Source organism: Kitasatospora sp. NPDC004240 (assembly GCF_053603215.1).
Map to the genome: position 1 here is coordinate 1 of NZ_JBSGFD010000104.1, position 17,797 is coordinate 17,797.

Genomic DNA, 17,797 nt, shown 5'->3' on the forward strand with positions numbered 1-17,797 from the left:
CGTGCCTCGGCCCTGGGCGGCGCGGCGGGCCTCGGCCCGTCCGCCCGCGCGCGGGGGCGGGACCGCGCCGCTGCCGGTGCTCCCAGTGGCGAGCGAGCCGGCCTGATCGTCGTACGGCGACGCGTCACCCCGGGCCGGGTTCTCGTCCCACTGACCTGACATGCGCGTGCACCTTTCACCGGCTCACCGACGGAAGCAGTGCCCCCGCCTTCCGGGCGTACTGCACACAGAGAGACGGCCTCGACCGCCCGCGGGTTGCAGATACGACCGTCACACCGGCCGGCCCGCACCCCGCGGCATTCCCATCCCCCTGTCGAACCCCTGTGGCCACAGGCGGCTCTCTCGGAGCATACAAGCAGCTCATATGAATTCCGCTGTTCCCTGGTCAGCGGCATGACCCGCCCTCACCTGAGGTGACGGGGTGCCGAATTGCCGCGCGGGGAGCGGGGTGGGGCAAGTGATCATCGATCGCCCGACAAGTCAACAAAGCGGGTACAAAGGAACGGGAAATCATCCGCCGGTCGACTGCTGACGGATGACGGACGGCAGCTGGCGGATGACGGATGACGGATGACGGATGGCGAATGACGGACGGCAGCTGACGGATGACGGGTGCCGACTGACGGATGGCAGCCGACGAATGGCGGATGACAACTGACCGCATTCAAATAACAGCTAACAGTTATCAGAGATTGTCAGCCGGCTCTCCCCCGCCCGGCGGCACCGCCCCCCGCAACTGCTCCTCGACCGGGACGGCGCGCCCCCGGGCGAACGCGGCCTCGAAGGCGGCCGCGCCCAGGGCGGGGCGGGAGCGGCGGACGGCCCGGTCCACGTCATGGCGCTCGGCGGGCGGCAGCGGCGAACCGACCGACTCGCGCAGGGCGGCCGCCGCCCCCAGCAGCGAGGCGGCCCGCTCGTGGTCGGACGCGAGGGACCGGACGCCGGCCAGCCCCTCCACCGCCAGGGCCAGGGCGCGCGGGTCCCGGGTCCGCCGGGCGGCGGCGAGGCCGTCCAGGTGGAGCGTCTCGGCCCGCCGGACGTCGCCGCGCTGCTCGGCCGCGTAGCCGAGCTGCGCCAGGATCAGCGCCGTACCGGTGTGCACGTCGTTTCGGCGGTTCCACTCCAGCCAGGGCAGCAGCCGGACCTCGGCGGCGTCCAGTTCGCCGCGCCGCCGCTCCCCCAGGGCCAGCCCGGTGGCGGCGAACTGCTCGGCCGGACGGTGCGAGTGCTCCGCCGCCAGCCGGACGGCCCGCTCGTGGTACTCGGTGGCCCGCGCGTCATCCCCGGTCAGCAGGGCGACCCGGCCCAGCCGGGCGAGCTGGAAGGAGGCGTGCGTCCAGAGCTCCAGCTCCTCCGCACTGCGCGCCCCCTCCCCGTACAGCCGGAACGCCTCCGGATAGTCACCGGCGATCTCGGCCAGCACGCCCAGCTGCTCGGAGGCGTACAACTGGCCCCAGCGGTCGCCGAGTTCGGTGAAGATCGCGGCGCTGCGGCCGGCGTGGCGGCGCAGCGCGTCGAGGTCGCCGTCGTACAGGGCGTGGGTGGCCCGGGTGCTGAGTGCGGCGGCCTCGCCCCAGCGGTCCCCGAGGGCGCGGAACTCCTCGGTCAGGCTGGCGAGTTCACTCCGATCGGCGCCGAAGCCGCAGCGGGCGAAGGCGAGCAGCCAGCGGCCGCGCGGGTCCGCCACCGCGAGGGCGTCGGGCCAGGAGCCGGGCCCGGTCCGGTCCAGGGTGAGGTCGCCGGTGAGCAGCGCCAGGGCGGTGTGCCATACCCGGGCCGTGGCGACCAGCGGCGCGGACGGGCCGTCCGCGCCCCTCGGCCCGCCCTCCGCGGCGGCGAGCGTCCGGCCCAGCGCCTTGACCGCCTCGCCGACCCGTCCGCGCAGGTGCCAGTACCAGGTGAGCGCGGTGACCAGGCGCAGCGCGAGGAGCGGACGGCCGTCGGCCAGGGCGTGATCGAGGGCCGCGCGCAGGTTGAGCGCCTCGCGGTCGAGGCGGCGCAGCCAGTCCCGCTGGTCGGGCCCGTGCAGCTTCGCCGCCGCCCGTTCGGCCAGCTCGGTGTGGTGGGCGGCGTGCCGGTGGCGGGTCGCGCCGGTCTCGGCCGCCTCGTCGAGCCGCTCCAGGCCGTACGCGAGCACCGATTCGAGCATCCGGTAGCGGGGGCCCTCGGCGTCCCCGTCGCCGGTGGTGGTGACGACCACCAGGGAGCGGTCCACCAGCCGGGTCAGCAGGTCGAGGACGTCCTCGGCCGGCAGCGCGTCATCGGCGCAGACCGCCTCGGCGGACTCCAGGGCGAACCCGCCCGAGAACACGGAGAGCCGTCGCAGGACCGCCCGTTCCGGCGGGGGGAGCAGCTCCCAGCTCCAGTCGATCATCGCGCGCAGGGTGCGCTGGCGGCTGGGCGCGTCCCGGTGGGCCTGGTTGAGCAGGCGGAAGCGGTCGTGCAGCCGCTGCGCCAGGGCGTGCACCCCGAGGGTGCGGACCCGGGTGGCGGCCAGTTCCAGGGCCAGCGGGATACCGTCGAGGCGGCGGCAGACCAGCGCGACGGCGTCCCGGTTCTCTGCGCCGAGGGCGAAGCCGGGCGCGGCCGCGGCGGCGCGGGCGGCGAACAGTTCCATCGCCGCCGCCTCCTCCAGCGGCGCGACGGCGTGGAGCACCTCGCCGGCCACGGCCAGCGGTTCCTGGCTGGTGACCAGCACCCGCAGTCCGGCAGCCCGGCGCAGCAGGCGGGACACCAGGGCGGCGACCGGGCCGACGAGGTGCTCGCAGTTGTCGAGCACCAGCAGGGTGCGCCGGGCCGCGAGCACCTCGGCGAGCCGCTGCTCGACGACGTCCCCGCCGTCGGTCCCCTCGTCGGCGCTCTCGGGCGCGTTCTCGTCGGCGTTCTCGGGCGGGCCGTACGGGCCCTCGCCGTTCTCGTCGCGGACGCCGAGCGCGGCGGCCACCGTCTCGGCCACCGTGCCGCGCGCACCGGCGAGTTCGACCAGCCGCACGCCGTCCGGGAAGGCGTCGGCGGGGTCCGTGGCGGGCCCGGTGCGGCCCGTGGCGGGCCCTTCCAGCCGGGCGGCCGCGGCGAGGGCCAGCCGGGTCTTGCCGACCCCGCCCGGGCCGGTGAGGGTCACCAGCCGGTCCGTGCCCAGCAGGGCGCAGACCCGGGCGACCTCCTCGTCCCGGCCGATCAGCGGCGTCGCCGGCACCGGCAGCCCGCCGCGCGGCCTCGCGGCGGGTACGGACCTCCGGGTGGCCGCCGGGGCCTGCAGAAATGCTGGGGCCACCGGGGCCGCCGGGAGATCGAGCTCCGGGTCCTGGCGCAGGATCGCCCCGTGGAGCGCGGCCAGTTCGGCCCCCGGGTCGATGCCCAGCTCCTGCGCGAACCACCGTTCCAGCTCCCGGTACGCCGCGAGCGCCTCGCTCTGCCGCCCGGCCCGGTACAGCGCGCGCAGCTGGGCGGCCCGCAGCCGCTCGCGCATCGGGTGCTCCGCCACCAGCGGCGCCAACTCGTCGGCCAGCCGGGAGTGTTCCCCGAATTCCAGGCGCAGCTCGGCGAGCTCCTCCAGCGCGGTGAGCCGCTCCTCCTCCAGCCGGCCGATCGCCGCCCGGGTGAACCCGGCGTCCCGGAAGTCCGCGTACGCCGGACCCCGCCAGAGCGCCAGCCCGTCCGACAGCAGCGCCGCCCGTACCCGCGGCTCGCCCGTGAGCCGTGCCCGGGCGGTCAGTTCGGCGAACCGTCCGGCATCGACGTCCCCGTCCGGCACCCGCAGCACGTACCCCGCCGGGCCGTACGCGACCAGCGCGCGGGCGCCGTCCTCGGCCCTCTCCAGGGCGCGGCGCAGCTGGGAGACCTTGGTCTGCAGGGTGTTCCCGGGGTTGCCGGGCGGAGAGTCGCCCCACAGGTCGTCGATCAGCCGGTCGACCGGCACCGGACGGCCGTGGTGCACGAGCAGGTCGGCGAGCAGCGCCCGGACCTTCGCCTCCGGGACCGGGACGGGAGCGCCGTCCGCCGTCCGTACGGTCACCGGGCCCAGCACCTCGAAACGCATGCCGCCACGCTAACGGGTCGTCGGAACCGGTTCGTGGGTGGGCGGTGCGTACACACCTGCGCGTGTGCACCTGGCCGTCCGCACCTGCCCGGCCGTCGTACACACCTGCCCGGCCGCCCGGACGCACCAGGCCGTCCCGCACCCACCTGGCCGCCATACGCGCCCGGCCGTCGTGCACGGACCCGTGCGCGGCCCCGTGCGCGGACCGTCGGCGGACCGTGCGCGGCCACGGGCACCGTGTTCCCCGTGACCGGCGCCGACCCCCACGGATCGGCGAACGCCCTTCCCACTCCTCCGGAGGTCCCGATGACCGTCTCCCGCGAGATCCACCTCGCCGCCCGCCCCGTCGGCGAGCCGACCGCCGCCGACTTCGCGCTCGTCACCACCGAGGTGCCGGAGCCCGGCGAGGGCCAGATCCTGGTCCGCAACTCCTGGATGTCGGTGGACCCGTACATGCGCGGCCGGATGGACGACGTCCCGTCCTACCTACCGCCCTTCGCCCTCGGCGCGGCCCTGGAGGGCGGCGCGCTGGGCGTCGTGGTCGCCTCCCGGGCGGCCGGCATACCCGTGGGCGCGACCGTCTCGCACTTCCTGGGCTGGCGCGAGTACGCCGTGCTGGACGCCGCCGCGGCCACCGTCGTCGACACCGACACCGACACCGACACCACCGCCGCCGCCCCGGCTCAGGCCCACCTCGGGGCCCTCGGCCTGACCGGCCTGAGCGCCTACACCGCGCTCACCCGGACCGCGCCGGTGCGCGAGGGCGACGTCGTGTTCGTCTCCGCCGCGGCCGGCGCCGTCGGCAGCGTGGCCGGCCAGCTGGCCCGGCAGCTGGGCGCCTCCCGGGTGATCGGTTCGGCGGGCGGTCCGGCCAAGACCGCCCTGCTGCTCGACCGCTTCGGCTTCGACGCGGCGATCGACCACCGCCAGGGCCGGATCGCCGAACAGCTCGCCGTGGCCGCCCCCGACGGCGTCGACGTCTACCTCGACGCGGTGGGCGGCGACCACCTGCACGCCGCGCTCGGGGCGATGCGCCAGGGCGGGCGGATCGCCATGGTCGGCGCGATCAGCGGCTACAACGCCACCACGCCGGTGCCCGGCCCGGACAACCTGTTCGCCGCCGCGTCCCGCGAGGTCACCCTGCGGGGCATGCTGGTCACCAACCACTTCGACCTCTTCCCGGAGTGGGTCGCCAAGGCCGCCGGCTGGCTGGCCGACGGCAGCCTGCGCACCGAGGAGACCGTCGTCGACGGCATCGAGCGGGCCCCCGAGGCCCTGCTCGGCGTGCTCCGCGGGGCCAACACCGGCAAGATGCTGGTCCGGCTGGAGACGAACTGATGCCGGCCGCCCCCACGAGCACCGGTACGGGCACCCGGCGCACCCTGCTCGTCGTCGCCCACCCCCGCCCCGACTCGCTCACCGCCCAGCTCGCCGACCGCGCCCGGAAGCGCCTGCTGGCCGCCGGCCACGAGGTCGACCTGCTCGACCTGCACGCCGAGGGCTTCGACCCCCGGATGACCCCGGAGGACGAACCGGACTGGGCGGACCCCGACAAGCGCTACTCCCCGCTGGTCCACGCCCACCTGCGCCGCATCGAGGCGGCCGACACCATCGTGGTGGTCTTCCCGCTCTGGTGGTTCGGGCTGCCCGCCATCCTCAAGGGCTGGATCGACCGGGTCTGGAACAACGGCCTCACCTACGGCCGCAGCCCCGCCCCGCTGCACGGCAGGCGGATGCTCTGGATCGCCCTCGCCGCCTACCAGGCCGAGAGCTTCACCGGCCAGGGCTGGCGCGAGCCGGTCACCCGCATCCTGCGCGAGGGCATCTCCGTCTACTGCGGCATCGAGGACGCCACCGTCCACTTCGTCCACGACACCCTGGAAGCCGGCGCCGCCGCCCTCGAAGCCGCCGACCCCGCCGTCGACGCCCTCACCCGGCCCACCCGCTGAACCACCACGCCCGTCGGCGGGGCACCACGGGGGTGCGCCCCGCCGGCCCACCAGGTGAGCCGGCCCGGCCCGGGAAAGGGCCGCGAACACGACGGTGAACACGACGGTGAACACGACGGTGAACACGACGGTGCCCCGGTCGAACCTACCGACCGGGGCACCGTCACCACGAGTGGGCCGCCAGGGGCTCGAACCCTGAACCTACGGATTAAAAGTCCGCAGCTCTGCCAATTGAGCTAGCGGCCCACGGCCCGTTCCGTGCGGGACGGGCCACCGCGATCCTACCCGGTGGGGCCCACGCCTCCGCCAGTGGATTGCGCAGGCGCGCCGGGTCACCGGACGGCGGACGGCGGGGCGGCGTCCGCCGCCCCGGCCTCCACCCAGTGGGCGGCGCGGACGCGGCGCAGCCACGCGTCGGCGGGGCGCTCGTCCGGGGTGTCGGGGAGCACGCCGGGCCGGGTGAAGCGGTCGGCGGCGTCGGCGAGCAGGCGTTCGGCCTCCTCGGGGCGGTCGGCGTACCGCTCGCCGAGTTCGCGCACCCGCTCGGGCTCGGCCAGGCGGACGGTGTTCTCGCCCGTCTCGTGCAGCCCCACGCCCTGCTCCACCAGGCGGACCAGGTGCCGGGCGTGCTTGGCCGCCCGGGCGCGGGCCTGCGGGTCGGCGGTGTCGCGGGTCAGCAGCTTCCTGAACTGCTGCGTCGCGTAGCCGAGATAGGCGTTGCGCACGGCCCGGGCGCTCAGGAACGAGCCGCGTATCGCGATCAGCTCCTCGCCGAGCGGTGTGCGCACCTCGTACAGGTCGGCCGGCAGCCACACCAGTTCGGAGGCGGTCGGGTTGCAACTCAGTGCCAGGCGGCACCACTTGGCCGCCTCGTGCAGGGTGCGGTCGGGCGCGGTGGTGACGTGCGACTCGCTCGGCCGGTGCAGGCCGTGGAACTCCGCGGTCGGCGCCGCGAACAGGCCGAGCCGGTCGATGTCGGAGCCCGCGTGGGCGAGCCCGTACGCGGTCGAGCCGACGATGCCGGACAGCAGCACGGCACCGGGTACGACGGACATGACGGGGCTCCCCTCGGTCGGGCGGTACGGACCCGGTGGCCGGTACGGACCCGGTGGCCGGTACGGACCCGGCGGACCGGGCGGGCATACGGGTCCGCGGGCCCACGGGCGGGCGCACGGGTGTGCGATCCCCAGGAGTCTGCCCGGCCGGGGCCGCGTCGGGCGAACGGATTTCCCGCCCCCGCGCCGATACTGGCCCCATGGCGACGAGCGCGGACAGCGAGACCCCCGCCCCCACCGCGGAGAAGCTGCGGGCCTGGTGGAGCCACCGGCAGTGGCTGGACGGCGGCCACGAGGGCGCGTCCGCCGCCGAAGTGCTGGCCGCCACCGGCTGGGCACGCTCGGTGGGCGGCGCGGCCCCGTACCTCGGCCTGTTCGCCCGGGCCGGGCTGGACCGCGCCGCGGTGGACGAGGCGGTGGCCCGCCTGGAGGTGCACGAGCTGCCGGCCGCGCGCGGCTGCACGTACGTCCTGCCGGCCGCCGACTACGCGCTCGGTCTGGCCGCCGGGGCGGGCGCACCGGCCGGCGACCTGGCCTCCGCCGAGAAGCACCTCGGCGTCACCCGGGACGAGATCGAGAAGCTCTGCCTCGCCATCGACCAAGTCCTGACCCTCGACCGGCCGTTGGACCCCGCCGGGATCAGGGCGGCGGTCGGCGGCGCGGTCCGCACGCTCGGCGAGGCGGGGCGCCGACGCGGGGTGTCGACCACCCTGCCGCTGGCCCTCGGCCTGATGCAGGCGCGCGGCCAGATCCGCCGGGTGCCGGTCAACGGCCGCCTGGACCAGCAGCGTTACGGCTACGTCGGCTGGGACCAGCCGGTCAGCGGCAACGCGGCCGACCTGGCCCGCCGCTACTTCGGCTGGGCCGGGCCGGCCACCCTCAAGCACTTCCGCTGGTTCTCCGGCTTCACCGCCGCCACCGCCCGGCAGTCCGCCGCCGAGGCCGGACTGACCGCGCTGCCCGGCACCGACCTCCTGCTCCTCCCCGAACTCGCCGACGCCTTCGCCTCCTTCACCCCGCCACGCGAACCGCACTACACCCTGCTGGCCGGCATCGACGGCATCCACCTGCTCCACCGCGACCTGCCCCGGCTGCTCGACCCGGCCGACGCCGCCCGCCCGCTGCCCACCACCGGGGCCGCAGCGGGTACGGCGGCCGCGGGCGGCGCGCCGCCGGTCCGCGCCTTCGGCACCGAGGCCGACCCGCAGACCCACGTCATCCTCGACCGCGGCCGGATCGTCGGACTCTGGGAGTACGACCCCGAGCAGCGCGAGATCGTCCACCTGCTGCACGTCCCGCCGGACGCCGCGCTGCGCGAGGCCGTCGACCGGACCGAGGCCTTCGTCCGCGACCGGCTCGGCGACGCCCGCGGCTTCGGCCTCGACTCGCCGAAGAGCCGCTCCCCGAAGATCGCCGCACTGCGGGCGGCGGGCGCCTGGCGTGATCCGAAAGAAAGGACCTGACCGGTTACCGTTCCCCCATGGCACCCGTGACCCCCCGCCCCGAAGTCGTCCTCATCACCGGCGCCGGCCGCGGCATCGGCGCCGCCACCGCCCTGCTGGCCGGCCGACGCGGCTACCGGGTCTGCGTCAACTACCGTGCCGACGAGGCCTCCGCGGCCACCGTGGTCGACGCCGTCCGCGCCGACGGCGGCACCGCGATCGCCGTCCGGGCCGACGTCAGCCGCACCGTCGACGTCGAGCGGCTGTTCGCCACCGTGGACGCCGAACTCGGGCCGCTCACCGCCCTGGTGAACAACGCCGGCACCCTGGAACGCCAGTGCCGCCTGGAGGAGCTGGACGAGGAACGGCTCACCCGGATCTGGGCCGCCAACATCACCGGCCCCTTCCTCTGCGCCGCCCAGGCCGTCCGCCGGATGTCCACCCGCCACGGCGGCCACGGCGGCGCCATCGTCAACGTCTCCTCCGCCGCCTCCCGGCTCGGCTCGCCCAACGAGTACGTCGACTACGCCGCCGCCAAGGGCGCCGTCGACTCGATGACCCGCGGCCTCGCCCTGGAGGTCGCCGCCGAGGGCATCCGGGTCAACGCCGTCCGCCCCGGCCTCATCCACACCGACATCCACGCCCTCGGCGGCGAACCCGGCCGCGTCGACCGGGTCGCCCCCCACCTGCCGATGCGCCGCGGCGGCCGGCCCGAGGAGGTCGCCGAGTCGATCCTCTTCCTGCTCTCCCCCGCCTCCTCCTACACCACCGGCGCCTTCATCGACATCGCCGGCGGCCGCTGACCCCCGCGCCTTCCCCCGCGCTTCCCCGTCGGTTCCCGCCTCCCCCTTCCGTCCTCTCCCGTCCTTCCCCTGTTCTCCCCACGCCCGTACGGTGGAGCCCATGACCGACGTGCCGAGCCGCGCAACCGACCTGCCGTCCGCCTTCCTCGACATCCCCGGGGTGCGCAACTTCCGCGACGCCGGGGGCATCGGCACCCTGCGCCGGGGGGTGCTCTACCGCTCCGGGTCCTTCCACACCCTCACCCCCGAGGGCGCCCAGCGCCTCAAGGACCTCGGCCTGCGCACGGTCATCGACCTGCGCAGCAGCGCCGAGCTCGAACTCTGGCCCGACCTGCGCCACGGCCTCGACCACGAGACCCTCCACCTGCCGACCCTCCCCGCCGACCGGGAGGACGTCGACCGCCCCTGGCCCGAGGACCAGATCAGCCTCTACCCCTTCATGGCCGAGACCGCCGGGCCCTCCATCACCGCCGTCATCCGCCGCCTCGCCGCCCCCGGCGCCCTGCCCGTCGTCGTCCACTGCGCCGTCGGCAAGGACCGCACCGGCCTCACCATCGCCGTCCTGCAGTCCCTCCTCGGCGCCTCCGACGCCGACGTCACCGCCGACTTCCTGCTCTCCAACGCGGGCCTCGGCCTCCTCGACGGCCCCACCCCCTACCTCGACGAGACCGGCACCGAACGCATCTCCCGCCCCATCGCCGCCCCCCTCCTCGCCTCCTCCCTCACCTGGATCCGCACCCACCACGGCTCCCTGGAGGCCTACCTCCACACCCACGGCACCACCGAGGCCGACCTCACCGCCCTCCGCGCCAACCTCTCCACCTGACCACCCCCGACCGCCCCATCGGACCGAGCACCTGTCCCGCTGTCGGAGACAGGTGCTAGAACGATCTCCAAGCGCGTCGAGGGCGACAGGAGATGTCAGTGTCCGACCCGAACGTCCACCGGCCAGGCACCGTCCCGGGTCTCTACGAGAGCGTGGTGACCGACGAGCTCGCCGAGCAGCTCGCCGAACTGGGCGGAACGGGCTGGAACGTCGTCGAGCGCGAGGTGGGCGCCGAGTCCGCGCCGTACGTACTCGCCCGTCACATCGGCGCCCAGGTGCAGCGCACCCTGCAGGAGCTCAAGCCCGAACAGCGCGTCGAGACGGCCAACCGGGTCCTGGCCGCACTGGCGGCCGCGGAGGGCACGGGCTCCGCCGAGGTGGTCCGGCCCGGTCCGCGCGAGTTGATCGCCATCGCCCGGCAGGAGGCTCCCGGCGTCTACCAGGTCCGCCCGCTGACCCCGCTGTCCGAGAGCGCCCTGCTCACCAACGCACCCGAGGAACAGAGCTTCGGCCACGAGCTGCGCGCCGAGCTCGCCACCGCCGACCGCGTCGATCTGCTCTGCGCCTTCGTGAAGTGGCACGGCCTGCGGATCATCGAGCAGCAGCTCCGGGAGCTGAAGGCCCGCGGCGTGCCGCTGCGCGTCATCACCACCACCTACATGGGGGCCACCGAACGCCGGGCCCTCGACCGACTGGTCCGCGAGTTCGGCGCCGAGGTCAAGGTCAACCACGAGCTGCGCACCACCCGCCTGCACGCCAAGGCCTGGCTGTTCCGGCGCGCCACCGGCTTCGACACGGCGTACGTGGGCAGCTCCAACCTCTCCAGGGCCGCCCTGCTCGACGGTCTGGAGTGGAACGTCCGGCTCTCCGGCGTCGCCACCCCCGCCGTCCTGCGGAAGTTCGAGGCCACCTTCGACTCGTACTGGAACAACCCCGCCTTCGAGAGCTACGACCCCGACCGGGACGCCGAGGAACTGGACCGCGCCCTGGCCGAGGCCGGCGGCGGCTGGGCCGCGGACGGCAACCGCACCATCTCCCTCTCCGGCCTGGAGGTCCGGCCGCACCCCCACCAGCGGGACATGCTCGAAAGCCTGCGCGTCGCCCGCGAGGTGCACGGCCACCACCGCAACCTGCTGGTCGCCGCCACCGGGACGGGCAAGACCATCACCGCCGCCTTCGACTACCGGCAGCTCCGCGAGACCCTGGGCGGCGAGCCCACGCTGCTCTTCATCGCGCACCGCCAGGAGATCCTCCAGCAGTCGCTGCGGGCCTACCGCGAGGTCCTGACCGACGCGAACTTCGGCGAACTGATGGTCGCCGGCCGGCGCCCCGAGCAGCGCCGGCACGTCTTCGCGAGCATCCAGTCACTGCACGCGCAGGGTCCGGGAGCGTTTCCGGCCGACCACTTCGACGTCATCGTCATCGACGAGTTCCACCACGCCGAGGCGGCCACCTACCGCGAGGTCATCGACCACTTCGCGCCGCGCGAGCTGCTGGGCCTCACGGCCACCCCGGAACGCGCCGACGGCAAGCGGGTGCAGGACGAGTTCTTCGAGGGGCGGATCGCAGCGGAGCTGCGGCTCTGGCAGGCCCTGGAGCAGGACCTGCTCTGCCCGTTCCACTACTTCGGGGTCCACGACAACACCGACCTCAGCGCGGTCGGCTGGCGCCAGGGCGCCTACGACAACACGGAGCTCACCGCCGTCCTGACCGCCGGCGACACCCAGGCCCGCCAGGTGGTCAGCGCCGTACGGGACAAGGTGAGCGACCCGCTGCGCATGCGCGCCCTGGGGTTCTGCGTCTCCGTGCGCCACGCCGAACACATGGCGCGGGCGTTCAACACGGCGGGCCTGCGGGCGCGCGCGGTCTCGGGTCAGTCCTCGGCCGAGGAGCGCAAGGCCGCCCTCGACGGGCTGGGCGACGGCAGCCTCCAGGTCCTGTTCACCGTCGACCTGTTCAACGAGGGGCTGGACATCCCGGGCATCGACACCCTGCTGCTGCTCCGGCCCACCTCCAGCGCCACGATCTTCCTCCAGCAGCTCGGCCGGGGGCTGCGGCGTTCACCCGGCAAGGCCGTGCTCACCGTGCTGGACTTCATCGGCTACCAGCGCAAGGAGTTCCGCTTCGAGGAGCAGTTCCGGGCGCTGACGGGCCACACCCGCAGCGCCCTCGAACGGAGCCTCACCCAGGACTTCCCGCTGCTGCCCCCCGGCTGCCAGATCGTGCTCGACCGGGTCGCCAAGGACATCGTCCTCGGCAACATCAGGGAACAGCTCAAGGGAAACATCAACACCCTGGCCCAGGAGGTGCGCAGCTACGGCGAGCCCGCACTGGCCACCTACCTCGCCGAGAGCCGGCGGCACGTCCACGAGGTCTACCGCGGCAACAACTCCTGGACCGCCGTCCTGCGCCGGGCCGGGCTGGCCACCTCACCCCAGGTGCCCGGCGAGGAGGCACTGCTGAAGCGGGCCGCCGCCCTGCTGCACGTCGACGACCCCGAGCGGGTGCGGGCGTACACGGCCCTGGTGGCCGAGGACGCGCCCGACTACGAGGAGCTCGACGAGCGCATGCGGTCGTACGCGGCCATGCTGTTCTTCTCCCTCTGGCACAAGGGCGGCGGCCACCGGTCGATCGGGGACGGGCTGCGCACCCTCAAGGCGCACGCCGCGGTGCGCAGCGAACTCCGGCAGGTCTTCGCCCACGGCCTGGCCCACGCCGAACACGCCCCCAAGCCCCTCGGCCCCGGGCTCGGCCCGCTCGCCGAGCAGCCGCTGGCCGTCCACGCGCACTACAACACCCCCGAGCTGCTGGCGGCCCTGCAGTGGGCCGAGCTCGGCCCGGCCGGCAGCAACCACCTGCCCGGGGCCTTCCAGGCCGGTGTCGCCTGGTGCGCGCGGACCCGGACGGACGCGCTGCTCATCACCATCCGCAAGGACGAGAAGGACTTCTCCCAGAACACCCGGTACCGGGACTTCGCCCTCAGTGAGGACCTCTTCCACTGGGAGAGCCAGCACCGCACCTCCGCGGCCTCGGTCACCGGGCGCCGCTACCGCCACCACCGGCAGGAGGGGAGCAATGTGCTGCTCTTCGTCCGACAGGAGAAGGAGAACGAGATCCGCCGACCGTCCCCCTTCATCCTGCTGGGCCCGGCGGAGTACGTCTCCCACGAGGGCGACCGGCCGATGGCCGTCACCTGGCGCCTGCGGGTGCCGCTGCCGTCGGACGTGCAGCACTTCACGGCCGTCACCGCGGGCTGAGGCCGGTCCGGGCCCCCGGGGCCTCAGCGGATTGCGGTGGTGCGGGGGCGGCGGGATTCGTGGGTGAAGGCGGCGGTGAGGAGGGCGACGATGGTGGTGACCTGGGCGAGGGCGGAGACGGTGGTGCCGAGGGGGACGGTGGCGGCGATGAGGGTGGCGGCGGTGAGGCGGGGCAGGTTGGGGGTGAGGGCGAAGGTGCGGCGGATGGCCGTGTTGACCGTGAGGAAGACGGTGACCCCGCCGGCCAGGGCGGCGGCCTGCGCGGTGGTGATCGGCGCGTCCGGGTGGGCGACCGCCGACTTCACCCCGGCGGCGAACAGGAGGACGCCGAGCAGCAGGCCGTAGTGGCCGAGGTTGTAGACGCTCACGGCGAGCCGGTTGCGGTGGTCGGACGGGAGGGCGGCCATGTGGTGCTCGGCGCGGGTGTCGTCGTCGTGGCCGAAGTACGCCCACCAGAGGCCGATGCAGACGGCGAGGCTCAGCACGGCGACGGCGGCCATCGGGGCGGTGAGGTCGGCGGTGCCCGCGCCGACGCCGATGGCGATCACCGACTCGCCGAACGCGATGATCACGACCAGTCCGTGGCGCTCCACGAAGTGGTCCGGGCGGAGCTGGAAGCTGGGCAGGTCGACCAGCCGGGGTATCGCGAACTGCAGGGCGAACGCGGCGGCCCAGAAGCCGAGTTGGGCGCTGCCGGTGAAGTAGCCGCCGGTCACCACCAGGGCGGTGTTCAGCAGGTTGAGCCCGCCCATCCGCAGCACCGGACCGAGGGCGACCCCGGCGACCGCGAACATGCCGGTGTGCACGGCCACCACCAGCAGGTACGCCCAGCCGAAGATCACCCCGCTGCCCTCGAAGGCGTGCGGCACCGAGAGCGAGATCATCAGGAACCCGGCCATGGCGAGCAGCAGCAGGCCGCGGCGGCCGTGGGTGTGCGGCGGCATGGCGTTGGTCAGCCAGATGAAGGCGTCGTACATCCACCAGATCACCGCCAGCATCACCAGCACCTGACCCAGGCCGCCCGGGGTCAGGTGGTGGGCCAGGCTGCCGGTGAGCTGGGTGATGGTGAAGACGAAGACGAGGTCGAGGAATAACTCCAGCGGGGCCACCCGGAGGGCGGTTTCCGTGCTGTCGAGGTCGGTGGTGGCGTCGCCGGCGGCGAGCGTACGGGTCGCGGTCACCCGCGCGAGTATGCGGGACGGGGGCCGGGCCGCGCGGGGGATTTCGCCGACCGGGCAGCGCCGGCCGCCGCGGTGGCGGGCCACCCGGGGCGGCATCGCGGGACACCCGGGGGACGGCGTGTCGGGCGGGGCCCCTATGCTGCGGCGAATGGTTTCCGATCGCATGCCCTCGCAGGGTGGGTCCACGAACCCGTCCGACCGTCAGCAGTCCACCGCCCTCGACCATCTGATCGACGATCTGGAGTCGGCGATGGAGGCGGCCGACGGGGAGAGGTTCGAGGCCGCGTTCCGGGCGCTCGGCGGCGCGTTGGGGCCCGCCGGGCCGGCGGAGTCCGCGGCGGTCGGGCCCCGGCTGGCGGGACTGCTGATGGAGGCGCCGCCGTTCCCGCGCGGGCACCTGGCGATGATGGCCGGGGCCTGCGTGGAACGCGGGGCCGACCCGCTGACCTGTGCCGGGCCGGTGCTGCGCGGGCTGCGGGACGCGCTGGCCGGCGCCCTGGCCTTCGCCGAACGCTGGGAGGCGACCGGCGGCGGCGAGCTGCCCGACCCCGACCGGGACGACCCCGGGCGGGCGCACCAGCGGATCGACGACCCGGAGCAGCCGGACGAGCTGGGCACCCACCGGGCGGTCGCCGGCTGGTGGACGCTGCCGCTGTGGGAGATGGCCGCGCAGGCGGTGTACTCGCACGCCCCCGTCCGCACCTCCGCCCGGGCCGACGGGGTGACCGAGGTGCTGCTGGAACTCGCCGACCGGTTCGCCGCGGTCAGCCACGAGCTCAAGTGCCTCAGCTACTCGGCGAAGGCACTCGACGACGAGCCGCTGCGGGTGCTGCACCGGCCCTCCGGCACCGGCTACCTGCTGCGGATGGACGGCCTGACGGACAACTTCCAGCTGCACACCCTGCTCGCCGACGTGCTGATCGGCGGCGGCCACCTGCCGGGCACCCCGCCGCACCCGGAGATCGCGGCGCTCAGCCGTACCGAGGAGCTGCGTCCGGACCACCGGCCGACCGCCACCGGCGCGTTCAACCTGGTGGCCCCGGACGGCACCTGGATCTGGAACGAGGGCACCCCCAGCGACATCCCGGTGGTCGACGGCGTACGGACCCTGGTGCTCGACGCGCAGCCGTACGAGCGCAGTTGGACGGCCGGGCGGTTCATCCCGCAGATCCCGGGCGATCTGCGGCTGGAGCGGGTGCTCACCCCGCAGGAGGCCGCGGCGGCGCTGGCGACGGCCGCCCCGGCACTCGGCCTCGGGGTGGGCTGACGCGGCATCCGGCGCGGCCGCGTTCGTCCATGGCGGCGGGCCCGGGACGCGACGGTGGCCGGGCCGTGGGCCGACGGAGGGGCAGGCCGGCGGGAGGCGTGACCCCGGCGGGCGGGGCCGGGTTAGGGTCGGGGAAAGTCTGACGAGCCGGCCCCGGGTGGGGTGGCGCACGCGGCGCCGCCACCCCGGGCCGGCCGGAGAAGTGGAGTGGACGATGGCGAAGATCCCGAACGCGCTCCCGGCCGCCGCCCCGGCCGCGCTCACCGCGGCGGGCGGCCTGCTGGGCGGCTACGGCGTGGCCCGCTGGAGCGGGCGGCGCGAGCTGGGCGGTGCCGTCCTCGCCGTGGCGGGGGCCGGGGCCGCCGTCCAGTGGCAGCGGCGCTCGGGCACGGCCACGGCGGCCGCGCTCACCGGGCTGTACGTGGCGGCCTTCGGCGGCTCGCACCCGCTGGCGAAGCGGATCGGCGCCTGGCCGTCCGTCCTCGCGGTGACCGGGGTGGTCGCCGCCGCCTCGGCCGTGGCCACGACGGTCGCCTCCCGCCGGCGCTGAGGGCCGGCCTCCGAGGAGCCCGGGCCCGGTCTCAGCCCCCGGCCGCGGCCGCGGCCGTGCCGAAGCGGGCCTCGAAGGCCGCACGGTTCGCCGAGACGGGCGTGCGGTCCCAGACCGCGAACACCACCCGGTCGAAGGCCGCCCCGTACGCCGCCAGCGCGCCCTCGAAGGCCTCCGCGACCTGCGCCGGGTCGTTGCGGAACACCCCGCAGCCCCACGCCCCGAGCACCAGCTCGCGCACCTCGTGCCGGGCGGCCGCCGCCAGCACCCGCAGGGCCCGCTCGGCCAGCACCTCCCGGACGTCCACCCGCGCCGAACGCCGCTCCAGCTGACCGGCGTTGGGCGCGGGCGAGGTGAGGAAGGTGACCGGGTACGGCTGCTCCAGCAGCTCGCCCCGCGAGTCCCGGATCACCGGGACGTCGGGCGAGACGATCACCCGGTGGCTGTACCGCAGGTCGGTGGAGGCCCGGTGCGCCTCGTAGTAGTCGGGTGCCTCCAGCAGGCAGGTGTACAGCAGCGCGCTGCGGCAGATGTCCTCCTCCTGGGCGCGGGCGCCCCGCAGGTAGCCGCCGCCGGGGTTGCGCGCGGAGGCGAAGTTGAGCACCCCGATCCGCCCGGCCGACCCGGCGCGCTCCCCGGCCGCCACCAGGCGCCCGGCCGCCTGGATGCTCCCCTCCGCGGTCACCTCGACCGAAGCCGGCCCCGGACCCGGACCCGGCGCCCGCTCACGGATCAGCGCGTCCAGCGCCGCCGGCGCGTACGACACCGTCCCGGCGCGGGCGGCCGCCAGCCGCTCCCCCACCTCCACGGACGCTCCCCCGGTGGTCCGGTAGCTCCCCCGCTCGGCGATCTCCTCGTTCACCACGGCCACGTGGTGCAGTCGACTGCTCATGTCCGGACCGTACGGGACCGGCCCGGCGCGGCGCCACCGGTTATTCTCACAACCAGCACAACCGGTGCGGCCGGGGTCCGGGAACGGCGACGGGCCCGCCCCACCGAAGTGGAGCGGGCCCGTGAAGTCCCTACCGGAGCAGGTCAGTTCTTCCAGCGCGGCTTGCGGTCGTCCCGGTTGAAGCCGGAGTTGAAGCCACCCGAGCGGCCGCCGCGGTCGTCGCGGTCCCGGTCACGGTTGAAGCCGCCGGAGGTCTGCGGACGGCCGCCGGAGCGGTGGTCGTCGCGGCGCGAGAACGGACGGCTGTTGCTGCCGCCGCGCTCGTCACGGTCCCGGCCGAAGGACGGACGGTCACCGAAGGAACGGGCACCACGGTCACGGTCGCCGAAGGACGGACGGCCACCACGGTCGTCACGGTCACGGCCGAAGCCACGCTCGCCACGGTCACGGTCACCGAAGGAACGGGCACCACGGTCACGGTCACCGAAGGACGGACGGCCACCACGGTCGTCACGGTCACGGCCGAAGCCACGCTC

The 17,797-nt window shown here is 74.9% G+C and carries 12 protein-coding genes, 1 tRNA gene and 1 pseudogene; 8 read left to right on the top strand and 6 right to left on the bottom strand.

The genetic code is table 11. From position 1 onward, the window contains the following. Positions 1-685: 685 nt before the first annotated feature. The gene (locus ACWEQL_RS25600) at positions 686-4,039 is read right to left on the bottom strand and encodes an AfsR/SARP family transcriptional regulator (protein ID WP_452152655.1); all 3,354 of its coding nucleotides are present in this window, start codon (positions 4,037-4,039) and stop codon (positions 686-688) included. A gap of 306 nt (positions 4,040-4,345) precedes the next feature. Between ACWEQL_RS25600 and ACWEQL_RS25605 the strand changes: the two genes are divergently transcribed. Together ACWEQL_RS25605 and ACWEQL_RS25610 are read left to right on the top strand one after the other, a co-directional pair. Then, entirely contained in the window at positions 4,346-5,377 is a 1,032-nt protein-coding gene (locus ACWEQL_RS25605; RefSeq protein ID WP_452152656.1) for an NADP-dependent oxidoreductase, read from the top strand. Then, positions 5,377-5,988 carry an NAD(P)H oxidoreductase gene (locus ACWEQL_RS25610; RefSeq protein ID WP_452152657.1) on the top strand — a complete coding sequence of 204 codons (612 nt, stop codon included), beginning with the start codon at positions 5,377-5,379 and terminating at the stop codon, positions 5,986-5,988. Before ACWEQL_RS25605 ends, ACWEQL_RS25610 begins: the two co-directional genes overlap by 1 nt. A 173-nt stretch (positions 5,989-6,161) precedes the next feature. Here ACWEQL_RS25610 and ACWEQL_RS25615 read toward each other — a convergent pair. After that, positions 6,162-6,234 (bottom strand) — tRNA-Lys (locus ACWEQL_RS25615). 86 nt (positions 6,235-6,320) lie between these two features. Next, positions 6,321-7,043 (bottom strand): nucleotidyltransferase domain-containing protein, encoded by a 723-nt coding sequence (locus ACWEQL_RS25620; RefSeq protein WP_452152658.1) that lies wholly within the window; start codon positions 7,041-7,043, stop codon positions 6,321-6,323. A 200-nt stretch (positions 7,044-7,243) separates the two neighbouring features. On the opposite strand from ACWEQL_RS25620, the gene ACWEQL_RS25625 reads away from it, so the two are divergent. From ACWEQL_RS25625 to ACWEQL_RS25640, 4 genes are all read left to right on the top strand, one after another. Beyond that, on the top strand, positions 7,244-8,506 hold the full coding sequence (locus tag ACWEQL_RS25625; RefSeq protein WP_452152659.1) for a DNA glycosylase AlkZ-like family protein: 1,263 nt from the start codon (positions 7,244-7,246) through the stop codon (positions 8,504-8,506). A gap of 17 nt (positions 8,507-8,523) precedes the next feature. Beyond that, on the top strand, positions 8,524-9,288 hold the full coding sequence (locus ACWEQL_RS25630) for an SDR family oxidoreductase (RefSeq protein ID WP_452152660.1): 765 nt from the start codon (positions 8,524-8,526) through the stop codon (positions 9,286-9,288). A 100-nt stretch (positions 9,289-9,388) separates the two neighbouring features. After that, positions 9,389-10,114, top strand: a complete 726-nt coding sequence (locus ACWEQL_RS25635; RefSeq protein WP_452152661.1) for a tyrosine-protein phosphatase — start codon at positions 9,389-9,391, stop codon at positions 10,112-10,114. A 92-nt stretch (positions 10,115-10,206) separates the two neighbouring features. Further along, positions 10,207-13,371 carry a DUF3427 domain-containing protein gene (locus ACWEQL_RS25640; protein WP_452152662.1) on the top strand — a complete coding sequence of 1,055 codons (3,165 nt, stop codon included), beginning with the start codon at positions 10,207-10,209 and terminating at the stop codon, positions 13,369-13,371. Positions 13,372-13,394: 23 nt separating this feature from the next. On the opposite strand, the gene ACWEQL_RS25645 is transcribed toward ACWEQL_RS25640, so the two are convergent. After that, positions 13,395-14,552 carry a low temperature requirement protein A gene (locus tag ACWEQL_RS25645; RefSeq protein WP_452152663.1) on the bottom strand — a complete coding sequence of 386 codons (1,158 nt, stop codon included), beginning with the start codon at positions 14,550-14,552 and terminating at the stop codon, positions 13,395-13,397. 148 nt (positions 14,553-14,700) lie between these two features. On the opposite strand from ACWEQL_RS25645, the gene ACWEQL_RS25650 reads away from it, so the two are divergent. Next, entirely contained in the window at positions 14,701-15,819 is a 1,119-nt protein-coding gene (locus tag ACWEQL_RS25650) for a hypothetical protein (protein ID WP_452152664.1), read from the top strand. Positions 15,820-16,033: 214 nt separating this feature from the next. Then, positions 16,034-16,369 carry a hypothetical protein gene (locus ACWEQL_RS25655; protein ID WP_452152665.1) on the top strand — a complete coding sequence of 112 codons (336 nt, stop codon included), beginning with the start codon at positions 16,034-16,036 and terminating at the stop codon, positions 16,367-16,369. A 31-nt stretch (positions 16,370-16,400) separates the two neighbouring features. Here the strand turns inward: ACWEQL_RS25655 and ACWEQL_RS25660 are convergent, their stop codons facing one another. Both ACWEQL_RS25660 and ACWEQL_RS25665 read right to left on the bottom strand, forming a co-directional pair. After that, a complete protein-coding gene (locus tag ACWEQL_RS25660; RefSeq protein ID WP_452152666.1) occupies positions 16,401-17,261 on the bottom strand; it encodes a TIGR02452 family protein in 861 nt (286 codons plus the stop codon). Positions 17,262-17,404: 143 nt separating this feature from the next. Further along, a pseudogene (locus ACWEQL_RS25665) lies at positions 17,405-17,797 on the bottom strand (DEAD/DEAH box helicase); the annotation flags it as partial.

What these genes read in the sequence shown, in the direction of transcription:
- ACWEQL_RS25630 (WP_452152660.1), top strand. Translation starts at nt 8,524, where the DNA reads ATGGCACCCGTGACCCCCCGCCCCGAAGTCGTCCTCATCACCGGCGCC.
- ACWEQL_RS25650 (WP_452152664.1), top strand. Translation starts at nt 14,701, where the DNA reads ATGGTTTCCGATCGCATGCCCTCGCAGGGTGGGTCCACGAACCCGTCC.
- ACWEQL_RS25600 (WP_452152655.1), bottom strand. Translation starts at nt 4,039, where the DNA reads ATGCGTTTCGAGGTGCTGGGCCCGGTGACCGTACGGACGGCGGACGGC.
- ACWEQL_RS25610 (WP_452152657.1), top strand. Translation starts at nt 5,377, where the DNA reads ATGCCGGCCGCCCCCACGAGCACCGGTACGGGCACCCGGCGCACCCTG.
- ACWEQL_RS25605 (WP_452152656.1), top strand. Translation starts at nt 4,346, where the DNA reads ATGACCGTCTCCCGCGAGATCCACCTCGCCGCCCGCCCCGTCGGCGAG.
- ACWEQL_RS25655 (WP_452152665.1), top strand. Translation starts at nt 16,034, where the DNA reads ATGGCGAAGATCCCGAACGCGCTCCCGGCCGCCGCCCCGGCCGCGCTC.
- ACWEQL_RS25660 (WP_452152666.1), bottom strand. Translation starts at nt 17,261, where the DNA reads ATGAGCAGTCGACTGCACCACGTGGCCGTGGTGAACGAGGAGATCGCC.
- ACWEQL_RS25620 (WP_452152658.1), bottom strand. Translation starts at nt 7,043, where the DNA reads ATGTCCGTCGTACCCGGTGCCGTGCTGCTGTCCGGCATCGTCGGCTCG.
- ACWEQL_RS25635 (WP_452152661.1), top strand. Translation starts at nt 9,389, where the DNA reads ATGACCGACGTGCCGAGCCGCGCAACCGACCTGCCGTCCGCCTTCCTC.
- ACWEQL_RS25625 (WP_452152659.1), top strand. Translation starts at nt 7,244, where the DNA reads ATGGCGACGAGCGCGGACAGCGAGACCCCCGCCCCCACCGCGGAGAAG.
- ACWEQL_RS25640 (WP_452152662.1), top strand. Translation starts at nt 10,207, where the DNA reads ATGTCAGTGTCCGACCCGAACGTCCACCGGCCAGGCACCGTCCCGGGT.